The 24,514-nt window shown below is 51.7% G+C and carries 16 protein-coding genes and 1 pseudogene; 8 read left to right on the forward strand and 9 right to left on the reverse strand.

Annotated features, from left to right (window positions below; translation table 11 throughout):
* Positions 1-7 precede the first annotated feature (7 nt).
* The 8 genes and pseudogenes from ACFPOF_RS30385 to ACFPOF_RS30420 all read right to left on the reverse strand — a co-directional run bounded on the left by ACFPOF_RS30385 (position 8) and on the right by ACFPOF_RS30420 (position 14,706).
* Positions 8-1,192, reverse strand: coding sequence for an ROK family transcriptional regulator (locus ACFPOF_RS30385; protein ID WP_378139377.1), 1,185 nt, complete (start codon positions 1,190-1,192; stop codon positions 8-10).
* Between the two features lie 1,111 nt (positions 1,193-2,303).
* Entirely contained in the window at positions 2,304-4,331 is a 2,028-nt protein-coding gene (locus ACFPOF_RS30390) for a DUF5107 domain-containing protein (protein WP_378139379.1), read from the reverse strand.
* A gap of 25 nt (positions 4,332-4,356) precedes the next feature.
* Positions 4,357-4,572, reverse strand: coding sequence for an ABC transporter permease family protein (locus tag ACFPOF_RS30395; RefSeq protein WP_378140478.1), 216 nt, complete (start codon positions 4,570-4,572; stop codon positions 4,357-4,359).
* A 40-nt stretch (positions 4,573-4,612) separates the two neighbouring features.
* Positions 4,613-4,780, reverse strand: a pseudogene (locus ACFPOF_RS30400) (carbohydrate ABC transporter permease); the annotation flags it as partial.
* Between the two features lie 1,125 nt (positions 4,781-5,905).
* A complete protein-coding gene (locus tag ACFPOF_RS30405; protein ID WP_378139380.1) occupies positions 5,906-11,353 on the reverse strand; it encodes an S-layer homology domain-containing protein in 5,448 nt (1,815 codons plus the stop codon).
* Positions 11,354-11,427: 74 nt separating this feature from the next.
* Positions 11,428-12,270 carry a carbohydrate ABC transporter permease gene (locus ACFPOF_RS30410; RefSeq protein ID WP_378139382.1) on the reverse strand — a complete coding sequence of 281 codons (843 nt, stop codon included), beginning with the start codon at positions 12,268-12,270 and terminating at the stop codon, positions 11,428-11,430.
* A 17-nt stretch (positions 12,271-12,287) separates the two neighbouring features.
* The gene (locus tag ACFPOF_RS30415; protein ID WP_378139384.1) at positions 12,288-13,196 is read right to left on the reverse strand and encodes a carbohydrate ABC transporter permease; all 909 of its coding nucleotides are present in this window, start codon (positions 13,194-13,196) and stop codon (positions 12,288-12,290) included.
* 100 nt (positions 13,197-13,296) lie between these two features.
* Positions 13,297-14,706, reverse strand: coding sequence for an ABC transporter substrate-binding protein (locus tag ACFPOF_RS30420; RefSeq protein WP_378139386.1), 1,410 nt, complete (start codon positions 14,704-14,706; stop codon positions 13,297-13,299).
* 239 nt (positions 14,707-14,945) lie between these two features.
* Here ACFPOF_RS30420 and ACFPOF_RS30425 point away from each other — a divergent pair, with 239 nt between their 5' ends.
* From ACFPOF_RS30425 to ACFPOF_RS30435, 3 genes are read left to right on the forward strand one after another with little or no spacing between them, the layout of a single operon-like run.
* Positions 14,946-16,766: a sensor histidine kinase gene (locus ACFPOF_RS30425; RefSeq protein ID WP_378139388.1), complete on the forward strand. Its 1,821-nt coding sequence runs from the start codon at positions 14,946-14,948 to the stop codon at positions 16,764-16,766.
* A complete protein-coding gene (locus tag ACFPOF_RS30430) occupies positions 16,759-18,198 on the forward strand; it encodes a response regulator transcription factor (protein WP_378139390.1) in 1,440 nt (479 codons plus the stop codon). The genes ACFPOF_RS30425 and ACFPOF_RS30430 overlap by 8 nt, the downstream gene beginning before the upstream one ends.
* Positions 18,199-18,227: 29 nt before the next feature.
* The gene (locus ACFPOF_RS30435) at positions 18,228-19,805 is read left to right on the forward strand and encodes an extracellular solute-binding protein (protein WP_378139392.1); all 1,578 of its coding nucleotides are present in this window, start codon (positions 18,228-18,230) and stop codon (positions 19,803-19,805) included.
* Between the two features lie 64 nt (positions 19,806-19,869).
* On the opposite strand, the gene ACFPOF_RS30440 is transcribed toward ACFPOF_RS30435, so the two are convergent.
* Positions 19,870-20,025, reverse strand: a complete 156-nt coding sequence (locus tag ACFPOF_RS30440) for a hypothetical protein (protein ID WP_209744538.1) — start codon at positions 20,023-20,025, stop codon at positions 19,870-19,872.
* Positions 20,026-20,178: 153 nt separating this feature from the next.
* Between ACFPOF_RS30440 and ACFPOF_RS30445 the strand changes: the two genes are divergently transcribed.
* The 5 genes from ACFPOF_RS30445 to ACFPOF_RS30465 all read left to right on the forward strand — a co-directional run bounded on the left by ACFPOF_RS30445 (position 20,179) and on the right by ACFPOF_RS30465 (position 24,398).
* Positions 20,179-20,550, forward strand: a complete 372-nt coding sequence (locus ACFPOF_RS30445; RefSeq protein WP_378139394.1) for a hypothetical protein — start codon at positions 20,179-20,181, stop codon at positions 20,548-20,550.
* Positions 20,551-20,583: 33 nt separating this feature from the next.
* A complete protein-coding gene (locus ACFPOF_RS30450) occupies positions 20,584-22,086 on the forward strand; it encodes a HAMP domain-containing sensor histidine kinase (protein WP_378139396.1) in 1,503 nt (500 codons plus the stop codon).
* A 6-nt stretch (positions 22,087-22,092) separates the two neighbouring features.
* Positions 22,093-23,661 (forward strand): DUF3369 domain-containing protein, encoded by a 1,569-nt coding sequence (locus tag ACFPOF_RS30455; RefSeq protein ID WP_378139397.1) that lies wholly within the window; start codon positions 22,093-22,095, stop codon positions 23,659-23,661.
* A gap of 116 nt (positions 23,662-23,777) precedes the next feature.
* A complete protein-coding gene (locus tag ACFPOF_RS30460) occupies positions 23,778-24,017 on the forward strand; it encodes a hypothetical protein (RefSeq protein ID WP_378139399.1) in 240 nt (79 codons plus the stop codon).
* On the forward strand, positions 24,018-24,398 hold the full coding sequence (locus ACFPOF_RS30465) for a retropepsin-like aspartic protease (protein ID WP_378139401.1): 381 nt from the start codon (positions 24,018-24,020) through the stop codon (positions 24,396-24,398). It abuts the gene before it with no gap.
* Positions 24,399-24,514: the final 116 nt, after the last annotated feature.

The raw sequence follows: 24,514 nt of genomic DNA on the forward strand, positions 1-24,514 counted from the left end.
CTCCGAATTATTTCAACACCGATGCGCTGAATATTTTTTGCAGCATTAACGCCGCTGAACCATACAAGGCGCCTTTCTCTCCGAACGTCGCCGGCATTAAGCCAATTTTAGAAAATACAAAAGGGAACGAACTCGTTTCGACCGAAGCGTTCAGCTTCTCCATAAGCTTGGCCGAACGATTGATCCATCCTTCGACTATGACAGCTTCCGGACTGAGAAACTGCACGGTTCCGAAGATCATTACTTTACACACGTACAGAATCCGGTCAAATATCGGCTCGAGCCAATCTTCCCCTGCTTCGTATCGAGCGAGCAACTCCTCCATCGACTCCGGCGCTGCAACTCCTATCTGTGCGGCGATCGTTCCGCATTTGTCCAGCACATACGGACTGCCAAGCACGGTTTCCAGGCAGCCGACCTGCCCGCACTTGCATATTTCGCCTTGAGGATCGACCGCAATATGCCCGATCTCACCTGCCGCCCCTTTTTTGCCCGAATAAATGTCCGAATTGACGATAATGCCGGCTCCGATTCCATCATCGATTCGCAAGTAGACGAGATTGTCCAAGTCTTTGCCCGCTCCGAAATAATGCTCGGCGAACGCCGCGGCGTTCGAATCGTTCACGATCTGAATCGGCACATTCGGGAACATGCCGGACAGAATCTTGTGCAAGTCGAAGTTCGTCACCTTTAGCTGGCTCGAGTATACGATCGTCTTCGCTCGCTCGTCGATAATGCCTGGCGCCGAAATGCCGATCCCCATCATCGAATCCTGGCGAAATTCGCTCGTTTGGGCTGTGCAGGCCGTAATCGCGTCGTAAATCTGATCTGCCAGCGGCTTGCGGCCAACTTCGAGCTTCGCGCGGTATTCCGTCACAATTTCTCCATGCAAGTTCATGATCGCACAAGTCAGCACATGAACGTTAAGCGATACGCCGACGACGTAACCGCCGTTTTTGTTGATCTGCAAGGAAAGCGCTCTGCGCCCTGCCCCGGGCATAATTTTCTCCCCGATAATCTCGACGAGATTTCTGCCGATCAGTTGTTCGATCAAGCCGGAGACAGTCGTCGGACTGAGCTTCGTCATTCTGGTCAGTTCCGCCCGCGTCAACTTCTCATTGCGATGTAGGTAGTTCATGATCATGGCCGTATTGATTTCTTTCATTAGCTGCAAGTTGCCCTTTATTGCCATACGGCACCGATCCTCCCGCAGCATCCATATGCAAATCTATTATTCCATTGGGTGGAATAATTACAGTATAGTGCATTATTCGGCTGTAGTAAACGAAATAGGCTGCCGCAAACGCGAATTTCTTCGAGAAAAAAAGAACCTCAGCCCCCACTCTTCAGTGTGGGATTTGAAGTCCTTTCGCATGTAAATAGGGATGTCCTTATACCTTGAGTGGCGCTTCGTAGCCCGGTTCTTGAGACTGTCGATTAAATAGTCATCAGGCTATCCTTTTGCTGCCGTTAACCGGAAATTGCCCGTAGTGGACCAAGCCTTCGCTTTCGCTGAAAGGCCAATGTAAGTGAACCCTGCACATGTTTTACGATTTGCTTAAGGTTCGTTGCTAGAGCCACAAGCATCGTGTCCATACGGCGTCGCCCCACAATCCCATAGTCAGGTGAAACCGAATTAGAGCGGCGCGAAAGCGCAACAACGAGCACGCAGTCGGGTGAAACCGAACTAGAGCGGCTCGAAAGCGTAACAACGAGCACGCAGTCAGGTGCAACCGAACTAGAGCGGCGCGAAAGCGTAACAACGAGCACGCAGTCAGGTGCAACCGAACTAGAGCGGCGCGAAAGCGTAACAACGAGCACGCAGTCAGGTGCAACCGAACTAGAGCGGCGCGAAAGCGTAACAACTAGCACGCAGTCAGGTGCAATCGAACTAGAGCGGCGCGAAAGCGTAACAACGAGCACGCAGTCAGGTGAAACCGGATTAGAGCGGCACGTAAGCGCAACAACGAGCACGTAGTCAGGTGAAACCGAACTAGAGCGGCGCGAAAGCGTAACAACGAGCACGCAGTCAGGTGCAACCGAACTAGAGCGGCGCGAAAGCGTAACAACGAGCACGCAGTCAGGTGCAACCGAACTAGAGCGGCGCGAAAGCGTAACAACGAGCACGCAGTCAGGTGCAACCGAACTAGAGCGGCGCGAAAGCGCAACAACGAGCACGTAGTTAGGTGAAACCGAATTAGAGCGGCGCGATCCGGGCTATTGCTCGCGAAATCGTTCAAGAGTGGCTATTGCCCGTCGAAAATTCACCAAATGGCTTTTGAGACGGCCCCGCTATTTGCAAATTACGATCCTATCATGCGGAAATCGATGCGCGAAGGCGGCGGGAACTGGATTTTCGCCTCTTCGATATGCGCTTGGGACAGCGGTTCGTTTCTGCTCTCGGCAAGCTTCTTCGCATGATATTTGTACCACAGCTCGATAATAAGCACTTCCCCTTCGCGAATGACTGCGAATTCCGTATCGAACAGTTCCTTCATGAACGCTTCTTGGCCGAGTTCGAGCGCCGCAGCGCCGACGATGATCTTGATCCGGTCGGCGTTCGCATAGTTCGCGGGCAGCGTCTCGTATAGGCGCCAAGCTTCTTCGTACCGGCGATCCTGAATGAGCAACTGCAAATACTCTTCCGCGAGCGCCCGGTCCGGGAAACGTCCGGATACGCCATAAGCTTGCTCGAGCAAGCGGAGCGCCTTGTCCGTCTCCCCGTTCCGTTTCGCCGCTTCCGCCAAATTCCGGTACGCCCACGCGGAAGGGCGAAGGCGCAGCGATGCTTCCCAAGCTTCTATCGCTGCTTGCTCCATGCCGCTCTCATACGCCATTACGCCTGCGTGAAGATAGGCTGTCCACGTCCGGCCTTCCGGTTGCCCGAGGCTGGCTCTCACTTTCTCGGCCCACGCCTCTTGAATCATCCAGGAAGGAGGAGCCTCCTCGACTGCATGTTCCGGCAGCCGTCCTTCGCGCAGCAGCGCGAGCCAAGGCGCTTGCGCCGCTCCGAGCGTCCGATCCTCGAACGTCAATCCCGACGGCACAGGGCGTCCTTCCGTTGTCTCCCTGCGGACGCGTTCGAGCGCCCCCCAGCCGGAGCCGTCGTGCAGCCGTTCCCCCGGTTCCCGCTCGGCGAACGCCCGCAGCTTGTCGTGGATCGCGTAAACATCGTCCGCGCTCAAGATCGACTCCAACCGCCTTGCCACGTCGCTGTTCGCGTCCGCCCACTCCGGCTTGAATACCGATTCCTCGTCTATGTCGGTCATACCGAACGCCTGAGTGAACTCCCATGTCGTGCGCGGCGGCATTTCAATACCGTGAAGCTGAGTCGGAGCCAAGCCGCCCTGTACTTCAATGTAGTTGCCTTCCCCCGGCTTGGCGAGAAAATCGCACCATCTTCTCCCGCCCGCATGATGCCCCCAGCAAAACATTTTGCGGTAACGCAGAAGAGAAGTCGATCGTTCGTAAAACAACCTTCCGTCTTCGTAAGCGACCGCCTCCCAAGGCGATTGACAGCTCGCGTGCGTCTGGAAGAAATATTCGCTCGAAAACGGAAAATTCATCGGGTATGAGGCGTCGCGTCCCGGAAGCGAAGGCAGCTCGGGAAGATGGCCGACTCCGTGACCGTTTAATCCCGGCACGATGTAGATCGCTTCGCTCGAGGCAGAGAACACCCTAGCCCGCTCCGTCTCCTCAACGGCGATATTCGTCCACCAATACATCGGCACGGCTTGATCGTTGTCGTTCACGATGCGAACGTACACCTGCAATTGCTCCGCTCCGCTCGGCAAATGGAAATCCATTTGCCAAAAAACATTTTTGCATCGCTCATACTCGTACATGCGCACGAACGCGTTGCCGTCATCGTCGATCAGCTTCGCCGCATGCAAAGGCGAGCAAGTTCCGAATGTGTGGCCGACCTGCCCGATATTCCACTCGATCCCGCCCGAGAACCAAGCGTTTAAAATCGCCAAATTCGCCGGTTGCATAACGGGGTTCCGGTATAGAATCTCTTTATCCTTTCTTTTGTCTTTCAAGGAATATAGCCTCCCGCCGTAATCGGGCAGAAATACGGCTTTCAGCAACTCATTCTCCAGCGTAATCGTCTTTAGATGTATCGTACGGCGCTCCCGCGTATACCGGTCCTGCACCCGGTATGGCAGAAACCGCTCGCCGGTGTTGGCGCCGAAATTCAGCTTCAGCTCCGGTGGGAAACTCCCATCTTCCGTCACTTCCCGTTGCGGATTCCTGTTTCTGAACATCGGCAGCGGGTTGTCCCCTTCCAGTTCGGTGCCCTCAATCGCTAAAGTCGACACATAAACGTTCATTCGCGCGCCCCATTCCTATTGTCTGTTAGCCTTTTACAGATCCCATCGTCATGCCGGCAATAATTTTTTTGGATACGAACACGTATACGATAAAGCTTGGCAGAAACACGACCATACAAGCCGCGAAAATGCCTCCATAGTTGTCCGTATTGACAAAGCCGTAAACGATCGATTGCAGCGATAGCGCCAAAGTCCGCGAGCTTTCGTCGTTCGCGAATATAAGCGCGTAGAAAATACTCATTCCATATGTTCAGAAAATTAAAGATCGACAGAGTTATTATACCAGGTTGAGCGATCGGCAGGGCGATCCACACGAAAGTTTTGATCGGCCCGTAGCCGTCCATCGCCGCGGATTCTTCGAACTCCTTCGGAATGGAAGAGAAGAAGCCGGTCAGAAAAAAAACTCCGCACGGCACGTTCGTGCAAATATAGATGATGATTAGAGTCACGATAGAGCCCGTAAGCTACAATAAAGTGCTAGGCCCGATACCCATAAACGACCGTGAAAATAGTGGCTGTCTCATAAGTAAGCTCTACATATACAGTCTAAAGTTAATGCGTTTCGCGTAGTATCTCCGGGCTAGAGGTGCCTTGCACGCTCGAGTTAATGCGTTTCGCGCAGTATCTCCGGTCCATAGGTGCTTTGCAAGCACGAGTTAATACGTTTGGCGCAGTATCTCCGGTCCATAGGTGCCCTGCACGCTCGAGTTAATGCGTTTGGCGCAGTATCTCTGATCCAGAGGTGCCTTGCACGCTCGAGTTACTGAGTTTGGCGCAGTATCTCCGGCCCAGAGGTGCCTTGCACGCTCGAGTTAATGCGTTTCGCGCAGTATCTCCGGTCCATAGGTGCTTTGCAAGCACGAGTTAATACGTTTGGCGCAGTATCTCCGGTCCATAGGTGCCCTGCACGCTCGAGTTAATGCGTTTGGCGCAGTATCTCTGATCCAGAGGTGCCTTGCACGCTCGAGTTACTGAGTTTGGCGCAGTATCTCCGGCCCAGAGGTGCCCTGCACGCTCGAGTTAATGCGTTTCGCGCAGTATCTCCGGGCTAGAGGTGCCTTGCACGCTAAAGTTAATGCGTTTCGCGCAGTATCTCCGGCCCAGAGGTGCCTTGCACGCTCGAGTTAATACGTTTGGCGCAGTATCTCCGGCCCAGCGGTGCTTTGCACGCTCGAGTTAATGCGTTTCGCGCAGTATCTCCGGTCCATAGGTGTTTGCAAGCACGAGTTAATACGTTTGGCGCAGTATCTCCGGTCCATAGGTGCCCTGCACGCTCGAGTTAATGCGTTTGGCGCAGTATCTCTGATCCAGAGGTGCCTTGCACGCTCGAGTTACTGAGTTTGGCGCAGTATCTCCAGCCCAGAGGTGCCTTGCACGCTCGAGTTAATGCGTTTCGCGCAGTATCTCCGGCCCCGAGGTGCCTTGCACGCTCGAGTACCTCATTTAATCCGGGATAGAGCAGCCACCGGATAGAGATACATCTACGCTAAATATAAATCGTACGCACAACAGGGGATGCCCCTCAGTCTTTCATGACTTATGGGACAGCCCCTAATCACACATGCACGATCAAGTTATAACATTTGAAGTAGCCGATAGACAGCTTGAGCGATTTCCGCCCGAGTAGCGGTTGAAGCGGCGTTAAACCGATTGCCGCCGGTCCCGACCATGAGCCCGAGTCCGACAGCGGTACGAACGTCTTCCGCCGCCCAGCTCGAAATTTTCTCCTGATCGGCAAAGGAAATATCCAACTTCCCAATCCCTTCCGTGCTGCCTTTCTTATACTGGTACGCATGGACGAGCAAGGACGCCAATTGCTCTCGGGTCAGTTTGGCATCCGGTTGAAATTCGGAATCCGTTACTCCCTTTATCAGACCGGCTTCGGAGGCTGCCGACACCGCATCGGCATACCAAGCGGATGCCGCAATGTCGCGGAAGGCCGGCTGCCCGCTCGCCTTTAAGCCGAGCAAACGGGTCAGCAGGGCTACGGCTTCCGCGCGAGTCGTTTGTCCTTGCGGATTGAAAGCCTGATCCGTTGCCCCTTTGACGATATGCCGGGCAGTCAGAATTTCAAGCGCATGATGCGCCCAATGCCTTGCAGGAACATCGTCGAATTCTTTTTTGTATTGCAGAACCGCGTAAGCGCTGAAGTGACTCAACTGCACCGCTATGACATCTTGACTCGAACTCGGAAGGCCGCCGACATACTCCCATGCCGCGTTTTTTTCGTCGAACCAATAGACGCCGGCCAAATCCTTGTTCACAACCGAACCGTCGAAAGAAAACTCTACCTCGACCGGTTGAGGAAAACTTGTTAACTCCTGTTCTTTGCCATCCTCTCCGACGACAGCAAGCTTCAAGCGATAGATTTCGCCTCCCGCTTTCAGCGAAGCGTTAGGTCCTGCCCCCGGCAGAACCATGCTTTCCGCCGACGGATTCGACTCCTTCCCGATGGAGAACACGATCCGGCCGGCTGACGTCAAACCGCTACCGGCAAGAGTTGCAACGGCAGATAGCGTATCCGAAGGAATGGTAACCGTTACGCCTTCCGCCTGAACGACCAGCTCGCTTGCACCCAATATCGATGCAGCTCGAATCGGTAGCTGAATGCCGCTTTTCCCTTTCGGTAATTGAAGCGTAACTTTACCGCCGGTCGTACCCGACAGCTCCCCTTCCGATACGGCGTACAAATCGCCCGAATCGGAAGATTGGACCGGCAGGCTCCCTCCCGGTGTTGAAGGGACAACTATCGATTGGGTAGTTACCGTAATGCCCGGGCCATCCTGGCTCCAGTGGCCGGTCATATCCAGTGCCTCCACTTTAAAGGCGTAGCCGGTTCCGGGATTCAGACCGCTCACTACGTAGGTCGTCAAGTCGCCGCTTAAGCTGGCCAGCAACTCGTTCCCTTTATAAACCCGATAACCGGTCGTGCATTCTTCGTTCGCAGGGGTCCAATCCAAGCGAAGGCTTGTCGTCCCCACATCCCGGACCGACAAGCGGCTATCCGGGGACCACATCGGCGATGCCGCGAGCGCATTTCCCTTTTCATAGATTTTGAATTCCCTAATTTTCGGCTCCGCAGCGGAAGCCGCGATCAACAGCCTGATTTTCGTCGCCGAAAACTTCCTCATTTCGATCTCGCGGAGGCTTCCGATCGTCGTCCCTTCATGAACGGTGCTCCAGCTTTTTCCGTCCCATTTTTGAAGCTGGAAGCTTGAGACGTTGTTCCCTTCCTCGGACAGCACCACCCGGTCGATCTTGACGATGTCTTTGAATTCCGCTTGAAGCCAGGCGCCATTCGTTTCGCGGATTGCCGACCAGTAGGATTCCGTCGCTCCATCCATTGCCCGCGACGCCTGCACGTCGAACCGATAAGTAAAATCGCCGGCGGCTTCTCCAACCAAATAAGAGGAATAACTGAAATCGTTGTTGTCGTTGGAAGAGGCCGATGCCTTCGCGGCAAGCGCCAGGTTGCGGTCCGCATACAGCCGGAATTCCGCAATCGAAGGCGCCAGGGAAGCCGACAGAATATGAAGCCTCACCTTACTGCTCCGAAATTCGGGAAACACATTTGTCGCTTGAGCGCCGACGGCCGACCCGGAGTAAGCCCCCTGCCATGCCTCTCCGTTCCAGTATTCGATAGCGTACGATCCGATATGGTTGCCAACTTCGGAAAGAACGGCCCGATTCACGGTCGTCTCTCTTCCAAAATCGATTTCAAGCCAGGACTCCTGCCCCGTCGGCGTCCATTTCGTATTGAAGTTGCCGTCAACGGCATTCGCGGCGATTTCCGTACCGGAGAACGAAGACGCGGTAACGGATTGACCCGGCGCTTGATTGACGGCGCCCGGCTTGTAATCGCCGCTGCCTCCCGGAAGCAGGACGTAGGGCGTCGCTTTGCCGAACGTATACGTCACCGTCCCGTTCACGACGGCAATCCGATCGACGAAGGCTCTGCCGGAGTCCGTCAGCTCGTACAGATCGACATCGGCTACATCGCTCCAGCTGCCGGGCAGCGTCCAGGTGATGGCACGGCCGTCCCTGCTGTACGCATAAATTTTCTTGTTCCCGTCCGGCGAAGGGAGAAAGCGATCGTAGCCTTTGGCCATCACCACGTTACCTTGCGTCAACGTAAACTGTCTGGTCGTCTTGTCGAAACGGGCGATCAGGTTGTTCCCCCAACGAACCTGATACTTGCCGGCATCATTCACGTACTCCTGAACGGTATATTTACCCATAGTAGCGTTCACAAGGTTGATTAAATAATGATCCTTGACCAGCGCATCCGCCAGCATATTGTCCACGCCGTTCAAATTCCCCATGCGGTCCCTGCCGGAAATGACATTCCCGAACAGCTTGTCGTATTCTTCTCCTACATAGCCTGCAGGACTTTCCCAAGGGAAATAGTTATATTGCATGAAGGTGACGCCGGCGTTAATAAATCGATCGATTATACTGGAAGTCGCGTACCTTTTAAACAGAAATCCGCCGTTCCTCCGCTTCTCCGGCGAGTAAAATTCGGTCGCCGTATAAGTGCCGTGGGAGCGCCATTGGTCTACCTCCCGCTTCATGGCATACCACTCTTCGTCGATTCCGTAACCGACATCCTCGCTTGTATGCGGAAGCATAACGTCCTGGTACACAATTCGAGGGGCCCAGTATTTAGCCACAAAATCGTCGATCCGAGGCAGTGCCGTCCCCTTCAGCAAATCTTTGAAATGACTGATGTACCACACGTTATATCCGAAAGCATTGTGCGAAAATTTAGGCGTTCCGGCGACATCCTTGGCCAAAATATCGGGAATGGTCTGATAAGCGTTGCTGAGCTCCGACATATCGTCGGCATTCACATGAAAGGAGAGGTCGCCGTTATATTTCATGATTTCGTTGCGTGCCCAGTCCAAATCCGAGCGTTCTCCCAGCCCGGGATTCAATTGCTGATTCGCCCAATCCGGATAATTCCAGTCGTGCCCCCTGTATTGCCAGCCAACTGCTTCATAGCTTTGCCGCGACAATCCATCGGTTTGATAAAATAATTTCCTCTGTTGCGCGGCAAGAACGGAATACTGCGTCATTAGCATCGTCGATTCGGGAATCGGATTGTCCGATCGAGGAAACGCCATATGCGTCTGGCTCCAGTTCCCGCCATTGCGGAAGAAATCCTTCAAATCCGTCGGCATGGGCGGCAGTTGATCTCTGACCCAAATCGCGCCATCCTGCCAATCGACGGTACCGTTCGCATTCGCGTCTCCGCCAATGTAGGTTTTGCTCTCGAACCAAACGCCCGGCTTTACCGTCTTGAACCGGTACGGATAAGCATTGTCATAAATCGCCGCGTACTTTTGTCCCGCTTCCTTGGCCACGACCATTTTGAAAGGAGTGATCGGCAAGTTGTTATACACGGCTCCCACTGCCCCGGACGTATATACGAAAGCCCACGGCGTCTGTTGATTGCTCGTTCCCAGCGTGGACAATCCGCCGATTCTGTCCGTAAGCGCATCGGCATACCATGCGGCTCCGTTTCCGGCCTGCTTCTCTTTTACTTTCAAAATCGGAGACGTAATTCGGACGGTCTGCACATTCGGTTCTCCCGGACCTGAAATGTCCGTTATCGTTCGAACGAGCGCTTGACCCTCCAACGTAAAGCGATAGCCGATCTGCACGTTGAAGTCGGGGACGCTGACGGTATAATTCATATAATCGCTGCCATAGGTCAGATCCGTAACGCTCGCCATGTAGTCCATGCCGTTAATGTTGATGGCAGGACTGTCTTCCGTACTCGCACCATATAGAACGGCGCCGGATTCGTTCAATTTGTACTGGAGCGGTTGCGGGAACTTTTTGTCCAGAAGGACCGACAAGGAACCGTTGCTGATCTCATAGGAACTAGAAGGATCCGGTTCCAGAATTTCCTCGAATTCGGCTTGCTCGAAGTTGGCATTGCCAACAGACCAGATGACAAACCCCTCTTTGCCGGGACCTGTCGTGATCAAGCTATCCAATGTTCCCGAGTAAACTTGACTATCATTTATCCAAACTGTGATTCTCTTGCCTGCATATCGGATTTTCACGTCGTACCACGTGTTCGGATCAAGCGCGGGCGACGTAAAAAACACGTCCGGCTGGGCGTATGCCGCCTCCCTGATTCTCCAATGTCCGACGCCGTTAAAGGAATATTCATACCCGATCCAAATGTAGCTGCTTTCCGATGTGTATCGGATCAAGCCGCCGGCCGTCCCCGTTCCGGGCTGCATGCGAAACGAGTAGACGCCGTCTTTGGCGCTTGGCAGTTGACTATCGGTAACGTGTACCTCCTGGTCGGCCGCTATCACGTTTAACCGTCCGTTCGCTTCAGTCAAAGTGCCGGTGCCCGAAGCGCTCACCCATCGAGCAGCAGGGGGAGGAATATCTTCCTGAACGATTTGGCTGAAGGCGGCACTTCCGTTGCCCCAGACGACAAAACCGATTTTTCCGGCGCCCAGCGTAGTCCAGCCCTGCAACGTATCGGAATACACTTCTTTGCCGTCCAGCCATACCGTAAGCTCCTTGCCGATATACTGCACTTTGACCTGGTAATTCGTATTGGCGTCCAATGCGCTTGTCGTAAAGAACACATCCGGTTGGGTATAAGCGGCCTCGCGAATTCTCCAATGTCCGACGCCGGCAAGGGAGTATTCATACCCGACCCAAATGTAGCTGTTTTCCGAGGCGTACCTGAACATGGCTCCGGTCATACCTTCGCCCGGCTTCATTCGGAAGGAAACGCTGCCGTCGGCTAAGTTTAACGAATCCTTATCATAGACGTGCAAGTCTTGATTCGCCGCGGTAACATTCAAATTCCCGCCGGAAACCGTCACGGTCCCGCTGTTTGACGCGTTGACCCAGCCTCCCATGTCGTTATCGACGAGCACGGGACTGTAAGATTGCGCCGACGCCGGCGGCGCGGCAGCCCCGATGAACAGGACCGCTGTCAGAACATGCAGAACGAATAAGGAAATCCGTTTGCGCAATGAATGTTTCATGAGCTGTAATCCTCCTTATGGGTCAACTCAATCGAATAAGCGCTTTCATAATTGGAAAGCGCCCTCTTCGCATTTTATCCTTTCACCGAACCTACCGTAATGCCCGCCACCATTTTGTTGGACAAGAACAGGAACAGCAGAAAAGTAGGGAAAAAGACGACCATGCATGCCGCAAAAATGCCTGCGTAATCGCCCGTATTCGCAAGGCCGTAAACGATGGATTGCAGGGCCAAGGCGACGGTGCGGGTGCTTGGATTGTTCGCGAAAATCAAAGCATAGAAGTATTCGTTCCATATCCCGAGAAAATTGAAAATGGACAAGGTGAGGAGACCCGGCTTGGCCACCGGAAGAACAATCCGGATGAACGCTTTGATCGGACCGCAGCCGTCAATCGCGGCGGATTCTTCAAATTCCTTCGGAATCGAGGAAAAAAAGCCTGACAGCAAAAACACGCCGAAAGGTGCGCTCGTGAAAATATAGATCAAAAGCAAAGTGAACAGGGACCCCGTCAGCTTCAGCTCGACGAACAGCGAAAACAAAGGAATGGCAATCAGGATGCCGGGTATGGCCAGCGCCGATAAAAACATCGCTTGAACAAGCTTGCGCCCCCGAAACTGCACCCTTCCCATAATATAAGCGGCGGGAGCCGCAACCACGATAATCCCGATACAAGCTGCAACGGTATAGATGGCGCTGTTGAGAAAATAACGTCCCATCCCCTGGTCTTTAAACAAATGAATATAATTAGAGAAATGAAAGCCGCTCCGAAGCAACGAATTCGTGAAAATTTCCCTCGTCGTGCTTAGAGAGGCCAGGACTGCCCACCCAAACAGGATAACGGTAAAGAGCAGCCAGGCAAAAAGCATCAGATAACCCGGCAGCAGCCGCCGTTCCTTCTTCCAATTGTTGATTCCCACTTCGCGGATCACCTCTATTAATATTCCAGCCGCTCGCCTTTGAACAGCCGATTCAGGAGAGCCGAAACGATCAGAATGGTTAACGTGATCAGAATGCCTACGCTGGCACCGGACCCGACATTAAACTCGTCTTGCGCGTAAACGTTGCTCCCGACGCCGAATACTTTTTGATACATATAATAAGCCGGCGTTACGGTGTGCGGATCATCCTGGCCGAAAGTCGCGGACCAGGCGAAGAAATTGCTGGCCGTAATCGTCCACAAAACGACGGTGGTACGGAAAACCTCGCGAATCAACGGCAAAGTGATTTTATAGAAACGCTGAATGCCGTTCGCCCCTTCCAGCAAAGCCGCTTCGTAATAATCGACCGGTATCCGGTCCATTCCCGAGCTGAGAATGAGCATAAAATAGCCGATGGATCCGAAGCAGTAAGCGACGATCATCGAAATAAATAAATGCTCGTTGTCCGTCCACTGTATGCCTGCCAACTTCGCCATTCCGAGGCGATGAAATACATTGGCGAGCAGGCCATAATTGGGGTTATAAATATAGTGCAGCCACACGACCGAAAGAACGACGACCGAAATCGTATTGGGCAAAAAAATCAGCGACCTCCAGAAGCTCTTCCAACGAACGCCCGATTGAAGAATGACGGCGTACAGAAAAGCAAATCCGAAAATCAAAGCTCCGCCTATGAGCCATATCCCTAGCACATTCCGCACCGATGACAGGAAGTAGGGGCTTCGGACAAGATCGGCATAATTGGCCAGTCCGGCAAACTTCCATTCCGAGAATCGGCTCGATAGCGCCGGTATCGTGTAGAAGCTCATCAGTATAGTCCGCAAGGTCGGATAAAGAAAGATACCTAGATAGACGATAACGGCAGGCAGCAGAAAAAGCGCGATAACCCTTTTTTGAATTCTCATGAAAAACCTCCGGAATACTGCAATCCTGTTGAAAGAAGAAGCCGAGCGCAGCGTTCAGAAGAACTGCCGCACTCAGCGCCTCCCCATCCATCGCTACGGATTACTTGCCTCCGTAGAACTTTTTGGCCTCCGACTCCATCTTGGCAACGTATTGTTCCGCATTGATCTTTCCTGTGACCAACTCCATGAATACCGGGATGACGCTCCCGGAGGAGAAATCGGCGCCGCTGTTGATCGAGAAGCCCCACGGCATGTTCACCTTGGCATTATCGAAAGCGACAGCCGCCTCGGCTAAGGAGCTCGGCCATGGCGTATCGACGGTAGCCGGAATCGCCAAAGCCTGAACCGCCATGCCCTCCTGGGCTTTCTTGCCGACCAAATATTTCATCAATTCGAAAGCCGCGGGAATGTTTTTGCTGTTTTTGTTCAACAGAAGCCCCTGCGCGCCGAAGCTGAGCCCTTGCTGTCCGCCCTTGTCGTTGCCGTTCGGAATAATCGGGAACTGGAAGGAGCCCCATTGAAAATCCGGCCCGGCCGTTGCGGATACTTCATTGGGCAGCCAGGTGCCGTTAAAGTACATCGCGACTTTCCCCAGCGCTACGTCCTGCTGACCGGCAGGATATTTATTGCCGCCGATGGTTTTGGAGAAGTACCCCTTTTCATGAAGCGTTTGCATGTCTTTGGCAAATTGAAGAACCATAGGATCCTTCCACATCGCGCCGGTTTTATCCGTGACGAGCGCTTTCACCCAGTCGCTCCCCATGGCGCTGCTCAAATAGCCGCCGATGAATTGATCCCGATAAGCATCGTCGAATGTAATCGGCTCAACGCCGGCTTTCTTGAGCGCTTCGCACGCTGCCAGAAATTCCTCCCAGCTTTTCGGTACGGACGTAATGCCGGCTTTCTGAAACAGCGCTTTGTTGTAGAAGAACAGTACGGCGTAAGGCTGTTGCGGCAAGGCATAATAGCCTTCCTCAAGTCCTGCCGTCTTGGAAAGCGATTTCACATTATTCATCAAAGCCGGAAGCAGAGAATCTTTGACGGACTTTCCATCCAAACCGATGGACGGCTGATCAAGCATGTCGTCCAGCTTGAGCACGTGGTCTTTCAGATTGGCGAGCGCGCCTGCGGGATCGTACTCGAAAACATCCACCGTCTCGCCGCTCTCCAGAGCCGGCTTGATCAGCTTGAACAGTTCCCGGCCGTTGAACTTGACTTCCACATCGACGCCGGGGTTCGCTGCTTTAAAATCGGCGATCGCTTCCGTAATCACTTTGGATTGAGGCTCCGTATTGCTCCACATCGACCAGAAAACGACTTTACCCCCCAGCTTGGAAGCTTCCGGCGAAGCTTGGGCCGACGGTGTTTCGGAAGCGTTCCCGGACGCGCTTCCGGATGCCTGCTCCGGTGAACTCGCCTCGTTTTTGTTGCCGCCGCATCCGGAAAGAACGACAAATGCCGCCATACACAGAATCAGCAGAACCGTACTTGCTTTTGTTTTCCGCTTCATGAATCAAATCCCCCTCGATTGTTTGTCAACAGCCCTTTCAAGCTTCGGGGACGTTCCTCTTACCTGACTTCTGTTGACATTGAGTTCATTTTAGGGAAATTGTCCGCGGAAAAGTATGTGCCCGAGTTAGGCAAAAATGGACCGGAATTAGCTTTTGGAGTTTCACCCCCAGTGCGGAAAAAGTTTTTATGTATAATAGAACTTGTCAAACCGTTATCTCGTCGTCTCGGGGGGCTGCAATGAAATTTCTCAAAAAAATGCGGATCAAGACGCAAATTTTGATCGCCGTGTCTTGCTTCCTCCTGATCATGTTGTCGATTATCACGTCCATGTATATCCAAACTTCCCGGATCGTTGTCGACAATAGCAAACTGTATGCGGAAGAAACGGTCCGCAAGTTTCAGAACGGAATCTCCCGAGGCTATGATGAGATCGGTCAAATCATGTTGAACTTAGGATTCGATCCCGCGATCCAGAAGTATATGGTGTTGAACGACCCGACGGTCGCTTACGAGATGTCCAAAGAGGTGGATCGGAAAATGATTTCCCTTAAAGCCGGCAGGACAGGAATCGAAGACATCGTCATTCTCGGCTCAAGCGGCTCCAAATACAGTCTAAACGGGGGCATTGACTACGTTCACAATTTGAGAGAAGACATTATTCAAAGCAACGGGATGTATGTCAGCGGGTTGAAAAAATATTACTATAATCAGATAAAAATCGATTGCCTCGTCTTCGCGCAAAAAATCTATTCGAACAATCTGACGGACGGAACGAACGGCACCCAGATCGGCGAAATCGCCGTCATCGTGAACGTAAATGCCATGTTCTTCGACAAGGAAGCGTCCAAGACCCCGGCCGGAGTCGTATTCTATCTGGTCGACCGTTTCGGAGCCGTCTTTCCGGACAACCGTTCCTCGGATGTGAGGACTGTTCTGCAACAATCGTTTACTCGTATCGAGGACCAGATGCCGTTCAAAGAAACGATCGGAAAAGCGGAAGGAACGGTTCAGATTCACCCATTGGATCAGATTCAAGCCCGAATGGTCAGTTTCGTCCCAGACGGCCCGCTTTTGTCAGCGCTTTCTTCCGTTCGCACCAAAACCATCCTGATCTTGATCCTGGCGCTTCTCTTCCTGGCATTGCCCTTCTCGGTGATCGTCAACAATATTCTTCACCCGATCCAAATTCTGGTGAAATTTATTAATACGATCAAAGCGGGCAATTTGAAAGACTTAAAAACGAAGCTTCGATTAGAGGGAAACGTTGAAATGACGGTTGTCGCCGATAGATTCAACTCGATGCTGAGCGAAATCGACAGTCTGACCTCCAAGCTAGTAGAAACGACAACCCATCTACTGGCAGCGGAAATCGAAAAGGAGAAAGCGGCGTCCGCCTATTTGAGAAGCCAGATCAACCCTCACTTTTTGTATAACACGCTGGAGTCCATCAAGGGACTCGCCTTGGACAAAGGCGTTCCGCAAATTGCCGATATTGCCAAGGCGCTTGGCAAGCTTTTCCATTACAGCATTAAAGGCCCCGGCGTTGTCACGCTGGAGCAGGAGTTGAAAGCCGTAAAATCTTATTTGTTTCTACAGCTGATCCGATTCGAAGGGCGATTCGAAGTCGCCTACGAGTTTACCGATGAGGCATTAAAAACAACCGTTATGAAAATGATCCTTCAACCGCTCGTCGAAAACGCCATCTTTCACGGACTGGAACCCAAGACGACAAAAGGAAGGTTGGTCTTGTCCGGGGGAGTGGACGAACATCGCGTGCTGATCATTCGGATTGCAGACGACGGAATCGGCGTAGACGAAGCGCGGCTATCCCATATTCGGCAAAGATTGTCGGGTGCGGTAGACTTGCACGGCCAAGGAAGCGGAGATGAGGCCGACGGTTATGAAGGCATCGGGATTTCGAATACGCATAATCGGCTGAAGCTGGCTTATGGCCCCGCATACGGCTTAACGTTCGAAAGCGAGTCCGGTATCGGAACCTGCATCACGTTAAAGATGCCAGGACATCACATTCACCCGGGAGGCGACACCGATGTATAGAGTTCTTTTAGTGGATGATGAAATGCTGGTGCTGAAAAGCTTGGAAGCGGGAGTGAATTGGAGAAAGTCGGGCTTTCAAGTAGCAGGAAAGGCCAATCATGCGGACCAGGCGCTGCAATTGGCGGCGGAGGTTAAACCCCACATCGTCTTTACCGACATTCGGATGCCCGGATTGTCTGGCCTGGAGTTGATGAAAAAAATGAAAGAAATCGATGAACAGATTTTGTTTGTCGTCATCAGCGGCTACGCGGAATTCGAGTATGTCAAAAAATCATTGCATTACGGCGTTCTTGGCTATTGCTTGAAGCCGTTTGACGACGAAGAGATCGACGTCTTGCTTCAAAACGCCGCCGCGATTCTGGAGGTAAACAAGCTCAAGCGTCAGAACAGCTTGTTGGAATTGCTGGACGAGGGAGTTACGGAGTTCAGCCAGCATCGCGTTGATCATATTCTGACGGAAGCCGGATTGACATCCGGGAAATTTCATGTGCTGGTTGCGCTCGGGAAAGGAACGCTAGAGTGGGAAGCAAACGATCGATGGGTCGGCTTCAAGCTTGGAAACGATCAGTACGGTTTTTTCGTTCAGTTTTCGCAGCCGCAAGCCTTTGAGCGTTCCCTGACAAGCCGCTCCCCCGATTGTTGGATGGGGATCGGCGTTGTCGAAACGGACAGAGATATAATTAGCATGACGAAAAACCTGGAGCTTGCTTCGGTGCGAGCTTGGGATTTCTTTCTCCACGGGCGGGCAGGGTATTTTCGAGGAAACGATCCCGGAAGAGAAGCGACGGCGGCTCGACTGGTCAAGCAGTTGACCGAAGCCGTCGGCCAAAAAAATACCGCGCTGGTGCTGGAACTCCTCGATCGCTTGCGACTGAAGGAAAGCAAGGAATGTTTAACGATCAGAGATGCGCTGAAAATCTATAACAGCGTCTACTTTCATGCCTTTTCCCGTCATGGCATTCGCGCGGAAGAAGATTATGTGTTCAGTAACGAACAACTGCTCCATCTGTTTCCCAAATTCGATGAAATGATTGAAAGCTTGAAAGCGCTGTCGGACATGCCTGATGATCCGAACGATTCGCACGGCGGGCATGGGATCCGAAATGCCAGCCTGAAGGCCATTACGTCCTACATCCATGACCATTATCGGGACGATATCTCCATCCAAGTGATTTCCAAAGCCTTTTACCTGAATGCAAACTATTTAAGCCAGCTGTTCAAAAGAGAATTGAACCTGACCTTTACTGAATATTTGACCAAAGTTCGCTTGAAGCAGGCCAAGCATCTGCTTCATACGACAGAGTTATCGATCAGAGAGGTGGCGGAAAGCGTGGGATTCCGGGATTATTTCTACTTTATCCGGGTATTCAAGAAGCATGCGAGCCAAACTCCGAGGCAGTACAAATATCAAGCCCGTTCCGGGCTCTGTTGATCGTGCTCAAGCGAACATGGAGGCGCAAAATGAAAAAAACAAAGCGCATTTCAGTCACCTTGGCAGTTCTTTTGTCGATTACGCTCATCCTCGTCGGCTGCAGGAAAGCTGACGCCCCTCCCCCTCGGCAGGATCGAATCGAGATTTCGGTTGCGCTATGGGGACTTGCCGAGAACTTGTCGGAGCCGGACCCTTTAGTTCAACGATTGGAAGACAAATTGAACATCAAAATCAAGCCCGTCGCAATGACGGGGGTCGATTATGCGCAGCAGTTCCAGATGTGGGCCTCCTCGGGGCAACTGCCGGATATTTTTGCGGTCGACGCCATGAACTCCCGCTATTATAAAAATTGGATCGCCCAAGGCGTCATCAAGGCGCTGCCAGAAAACTTATCGGCCTATCCCCATCTGGAAAAGTATCTGTCGCTGCCGGACATCGAATCGCTCAAAGTAGACGGCAAGCTGTATATGATTCCGCGCATGACTTATGACAGCACCGACTACAATGTCCTTGACCGGATCGTCGTCTACCGGTGGGATCTTGCCCGGAAAGCGGGCATCGATAAAGAGCCTGAGACGTGGGAAGAGTTTAAAGCCATGCTTAGCGCAATCGTCGCTCAAGATCCCGAGAAGAAAAATATTGCCGGCCTGACCAGTGCGAGCAACCTGCTGCTCGGAGGGTTGTTCTGGCTGTACAGCTCGCCTGCGGCGACAAGCGATGGCAGCGGAAGCGACTACAAATGGATCAAGGAAGACGGGAGATATATTCCCGCTGTCTTCGCCAAACAATCCGTGGCCTCCTTGTCCATGCTGCGCGACTTCTACGCCTCGGGCTTAATCGACCCGGACCTGCCGATTATGAAAGGCGAGATGGGGTTCGACAAATTCGCCCAGGGCAAAGTCGCCGCCTTGATTACATCCGGTATGCTACAAGCCGTAGATACGAACATTTACAAGGATCGATGGCTCAAGCTACACCCGGACGAAACCCGATTTTATGACAAGGTGAAAGTGCTGAAGCCGTTAAAATCGATGGACGGCAACCGATATCATGCCGTGTTCAAATCCTTCTGGTCGGAGAGCTATATTTCAGCCAAAGTGGACGACAAGAAGATGGATCGCATCATGCAGTTGCTCGACTATATGAGCACGCCGGAATTTCTGGAAATGAGGCGCTTCGGCTTGCAGGGCGTCGATTATGAAAAAAACGGAGAGCTCCTCACCCGAATTCATCCGGAAGAGGACTTGGTGAAGAAATACAAAGGAATGTCTTCTCTGGGCATCCTGCTCGACTGGGATGGAATGTTTAAGCTCGACCCTGCATATTCGGGCCTTTCCCCTGAAGGACACCAAGTTCAGCAAGAACTGCTCGATTATTCGATGAAAATGACCCGCAAGCAAGCTTTCGATAGTCGGTTGACCTATCTGTCCACCCCGACGAAAGACGGCTTTTCGATCTATGACAATGATGACATGATCCGGGTTATGCTGAGCAAGCGACCCGTGGAAGACGCATGGAAGGAAATTGTAAATGGCTATCGAGCGAAAGGTCTTGATCGGTTGATAGAGGAAGTCAATGCCAAAGCCAAAGAGATGGGTATCGAATAAAAAGAGGCAGATCGTCTCCGCGTCTATAATGACCGGGAACGATCTGCCTCTTCTTCGTCGCACCCTATACGCCCGTGCGACGCTTCTGATTGTTCTGCACTTTATTGATCTGCGTCTTCATTTGTTTGACGTCCGAAGAGAAACCGGCTTTGCCGTTCTGCGCTTGCTGGCGCGCTTTTTTCTTCTCGAGAATTTTTTTGATCGCATCCGCTTGGCTCATCTGCTCGCAACCTCCTTGCATGAAGCGAAATTTACGTTTTCTCTATTGTACACGATTGGAGCGAGCAGTTCATACTCCGGGAAAATATCCCACCCTTTTTCGACAAAATTCTTTATAATAGAGTAGAAAACAAAACGGTTACGGGGTGTTCCGATGCGATTCATCAGCTTATTGCTCGCAATCTGTCTATTATTGACGGGGTGCGGCGCGAAATCAGGTTCCGGTAATGGGAACGGCCCGTTCAAGCCTACCCTGGATGTCACACTGGACATCAAGGGCCAATCCGTAGTCGTAAACGTCAAGACGAACATGAAAATATCCGCCGAAGACTATGGTGCCGAGCGTAAGGAAGGCGTTGGCCATATTCATATGTACTTGGATAACGGGGAAAAAATCGGCGTCAAAACCGGCAGCCATACGTTTACCGAGTTGCCGGCAGGCAAACACACGGTCAAGGTTTCTTTGCACAATAACGACCATACCCCTTACGACGTGACGAAAACATACGACTTCACGATCAAATAAAGATCGAAATCGCGCCCTTATAGGAGATTTGCCGTGTTCAAAAAACTAAGCCTACAGAGCCGAATTATCTTTCTCGTAACATCAGTCACTCTGCTGCTTGTCTCCGTGATCGTCTGGTTCGACTCCTACAGCTTGCGGCGTTCCGTAGAGGAGACTTACGTCAGCCAGTTAGACGGAATGAAAACCGCAATTAACGGGCGTTATGAAGAATCGCATCTCGTGGAAGACGTTCAGCAAATTCTCGATTACATCCAGTATAAAGACAAAAATGTCATTCGACTAACGCTGTTCGGCAAAGAAGCGGTACTCGCTTCAACGGACAGAGATCTTATCGGCAAACCTTCTCCGACCGGACTTCTCGATGCACTCCAGGCCGCTCCCAAGGAGACGCTTGTCGTTCATCTAAGACACGAGGACGATGGCATTCCGAAAGACCTGCTGACTGCGCCTCTGAAAGAAGACGGAGTAACGATCGGAGCTATCGAACTGCTCGTCGATACGTCGGAAAGCGCGAAACTCATCTATGACCGCACTCAGTTCATTATCGGCGTAGGCATTTGCAGTACAGCGCTGCTGCTCGTGTCCCTTGCTTTTATTATCCGCAAAATGCTAATCCGGCCTTTGCTGAAGCTCAGGAAAGCGGCGCTCTCTGTCAAAAGAGGCGACGGCTTCAAGGAGATTCCGCTTGATTCCGGCCAAGAGATCAACGAGGTGGCGTCAGCCTTTAACGAGATGGTCGCGAATCTCGAGGGCCGTTACACCGAACTGCAACATGCCCAGAAACAGCTCATCGAATCGGAGAAGATGGTCGCCCTCGGCAGCCTCGTGGCCGGCGTCTCTCACGAGATCAATACGCCCATCGGGATCGGCGTAACGGCCGCATCCTACTTAGAGGAACGCTCCCGCACGTTTAACGAGACGTACAAAAGCAATCAGATGAAGCGGTCGGACCTCGAAGATTACTTAAAGATGGTGCTCGAGACGACGGGTATGCTGCAAAGCAACCTTTTCCGCGCCTCCGAACTGATTCGCAGCTTCAAACAGATCGCGGTAGACAGATCCGTAGAGATCAAACGAACGTTCCAGTTGAAAGAATACATTAAAGAAGTGCTGGTCAGCCTTCAGCCAAAGCTGAAAAAGACGAAGCTGAATGTCTTGCTCCTCGGCGAGGACCACATCGACATTCACAGCGACCCTGGCGCGCTTTCTCAGATCATCACTAACTTAATCATGAATTCGATCATTCATGCTTTCGAAGAGGATGAAGAAGGCACCATTACGATCACCGCGACCTCTTCCCCCGATGAACTGACGATCCGTTACAGCGATAACGGCAAAGGGATGCCGCCGGAAGTCGTCGAGCAAATTTTTCATCCGTTCTTTACGACAAACCGTGCCGCGGGAGGCACAGGACTCGGCATGAACATCGTCTACAACCTGGCGACACAATCGCTCGGCGGCACGATCCGATGCGAAAGCGTTCCGGGCGCTGGCACGACATTCACCATTCAAATACCTAAGACGAACGAGGGATGACCGACTATGGCAGGCGATCAGCAAGACGATTTTCTACTATTCGCAGACGAATCCGACGAACCTTCCTTGTCGTCTACATCTTCGGCTCCACATGGCGATCGATGGAAAGTCATCATCGTCGATGATGAGCAGGAAATCCATAACGTAACCCGCATGGTGCTAGGAGACTTCGAATTCGACGGCAAACGTCTCGAAATGTTCAGTGCATACACCGAGGCGGAAGCACGAGACGTCATCCGGAGCCATCCGGACGTCGCCATTATTCTGCTCGACGTTGTCATGGATCATGACGATACGGGGCTGCAAATTGTCAAATACATACGCGAAGAGCTGAAATATAAGGCAACCCGCATTATTCTGCGCACGGGCCAGCCGGGTCAAGCCCCGGAGAAGTTAGTCATCACCAACTACGACATTAACGATTACAAAGAAAAGACGGAGTTGACGTCACAGAAGCTTTTTACGACGGTGATGTCCGCCCTTCGCTCCTATCGCGATATTATCGTCATCGAGAATAACAAAGTCGGCCTCGAGAAAATCATTAACTCCTCCGCCGACCTATTTGAACTCAAGTCGATGCGCAAATTCGCGTCCGGTGTTCTGACCCAGTTGACATCGATTCTGAACTTGCACAAAAACGCGCTTCATTGCAACAGCTATGCCGTGTCGAAGGGCAGCGAGAAAATTTATATCCTTGCCGCAAGCGGCGATTACGCTCCGAACGAAGACGACCGGATTGAAGATGTCGTTCCCGCCGAAGTGCTTGGCTGCATCGAGCGCACATTTCGGGAAAAACGCGGCGGCTTCTACGACGATTATTTCACCTGCTATTTCCAAAGCAAAACCGGCAGCGAGAACGTTATCTACTTCGAAGGGCCAACGCCGCTGAGCGAATGGAATCGTTACCTGATCGAAATATACAGTTCCAACGTATCCGTCGCTTTCGAGAATATTTACTTGAACGAAGAAGTCGAGAATACGCAGAAGGAAATTATTTTTACGCTTGGAGAGATCGCGGAGACGCGCTCTAAGGAGACAGGTTACCATGTCAAACGCGTCGCCGAATATTCCAAGCTGCTTGCACTGAAATACGGACTTCCCGAAGAAGAAGCCGAAATCGTACGGCTCGCTTCCTCGATGCACGACGTCGGCAAAGTCGCCGTTCCGGACGAGATTCTGAACAAGCCGGGCAAGCTGACCGAGGAAGAATTCGAGACGATCAAAAACCATACGAACCACGGCTACGCGATGTTGAATCATTCCAATCGCGACATTATCAAAGCCGCGGCCATCATCGCCCATCAGCACCACGAGAAGTACGACGGCAGCGGTTATCCGAGCGGTCTGGCTGGCGAAGACATTCACATCTACGGCCGCATCGCGGCGATTGCTGACGTCTTCGACGCTCTCGGCAGCGAACGGGTGTACAAAAAAGCATGGCCGCTGGACAATATTCTCGCTTACTTCCGCGAAGAGAGCGGCCGCCACTTCGATCCGCGGCTCGTCGAATTGTTCTTTGAAATTATGCCGTGCATTCTTAAGATTCGAGACGAATATGCGGAATTGAAGGGTTGATGGGTTGGGGAGGTAAGCACGAGAGAGTTGTAAGAGCAGAATCCTACGTATGGGGATTCTGCTTTTGTTTTTTCAGTATGCTACAATATACTTAAAAAGTTTTGGAGGGATCAAATGTGAAATGGCATGAGGCTCAACTCATTTACCCTAACCAATTTGTAAAATTTGAAATTTTGCACTCCATTGAACAAGACAATAAAGAAATTATTGATGAAATTGCTTTAATTGGCCCTGTTAATGACGAAGACGCAACCCGGGAATTACTTAATTGTAAGAATAGAACTCTAGTTTTCCATACTTCCAGAGAACAAGTTGAAGTCATTATCCGCAAGAACATTGGGTTAAGGAGATTCTAAATGAAAATACAATTTCGAGAAGGTCTCCTTTTTACAGAGGTTACAATTAAGTATAATGGCCATAGCAAACTGGTGAAGGACGTTGTCATTGATACCGGAGCAAGCCACACATTAATCTCTCAAGATGCAGTGGATGATATTGATATAAGGGCAACAAGGGATGATCATTTCATTACTAGTTTTGGTATTGGCGGTGAGGAGCACGCCTTCATTAAAACAGTTGATTCTATTGAAGTTGGAGATTATGTGATTACCGATGTCGAATTAGATTTTACCTCCTTTAAGTATCACAACATTAATGGGTTGCTAGGTTTGGATGTTTTGCTTAAAGGAAAGTTTAATATCGATTTATTTCATTTAGAATTAAAGCGTCTGCAATGAAAATTGCAGACGCTTTTGTCATTAGCCAGCTTTTCCTCCCTCCCCACACCGTTCCCCCAATTAATCATTCGAGCCCCTATCCAAATTATAATAATTATAAAATAGTATTGATTATA

It is taken from the genome of Cohnella soli (assembly GCF_042655525.1).
Lineage (GTDB): Bacteria > Bacillota > Bacilli > Paenibacillales > Paenibacillaceae > Cohnella > Cohnella soli.

Coding starts and splice junctions, on each gene's coding strand:
- ACFPOF_RS30385 (WP_378139377.1), bottom strand. CDS start 1,192: ATGGCAATAAAGGGCAACTTGCAGCTAATGAAAGAAATCAATACGGCC.
- ACFPOF_RS30390 (WP_378139379.1), bottom strand. CDS start 4,331: ATGAACGTTTATGTGTCGACTTTAGCGATTGAGGGCACCGAACTGGAA.
- ACFPOF_RS30395 (WP_378140478.1), bottom strand. CDS start 4,572: ATGAGTATTTTCTACGCGCTTATATTCGCGAACGACGAAAGCTCGCGG.
- ACFPOF_RS30405 (WP_378139380.1), bottom strand. CDS start 11,353: ATGAAACATTCATTGCGCAAACGGATTTCCTTATTCGTTCTGCATGTT.
- ACFPOF_RS30415 (WP_378139384.1), bottom strand. CDS start 13,196: ATGAGAATTCAAAAAAGGGTTATCGCGCTTTTTCTGCTGCCTGCCGTT.
- ACFPOF_RS30420 (WP_378139386.1), bottom strand. CDS start 14,706: ATGAAGCGGAAAACAAAAGCAAGTACGGTTCTGCTGATTCTGTGTATG.
- ACFPOF_RS30425 (WP_378139388.1), top strand. CDS start 14,946: ATGAAATTTCTCAAAAAAATGCGGATCAAGACGCAAATTTTGATCGCC.
- ACFPOF_RS30430 (WP_378139390.1), top strand. CDS start 16,759: ATGTATAGAGTTCTTTTAGTGGATGATGAAATGCTGGTGCTGAAAAGC.
- ACFPOF_RS30435 (WP_378139392.1), top strand. CDS start 18,228: ATGAAAAAAACAAAGCGCATTTCAGTCACCTTGGCAGTTCTTTTGTCG.
- ACFPOF_RS30440 (WP_209744538.1), bottom strand. CDS start 20,025: ATGAGCCAAGCGGATGCGATCAAAAAAATTCTCGAGAAGAAAAAAGCG.
- ACFPOF_RS30445 (WP_378139394.1), top strand. CDS start 20,179: ATGCGATTCATCAGCTTATTGCTCGCAATCTGTCTATTATTGACGGGG.
- ACFPOF_RS30455 (WP_378139397.1), top strand. CDS start 22,093: ATGGCAGGCGATCAGCAAGACGATTTTCTACTATTCGCAGACGAATCC.
- ACFPOF_RS30465 (WP_378139401.1), top strand. CDS start 24,018: ATGAAAATACAATTTCGAGAAGGTCTCCTTTTTACAGAGGTTACAATT.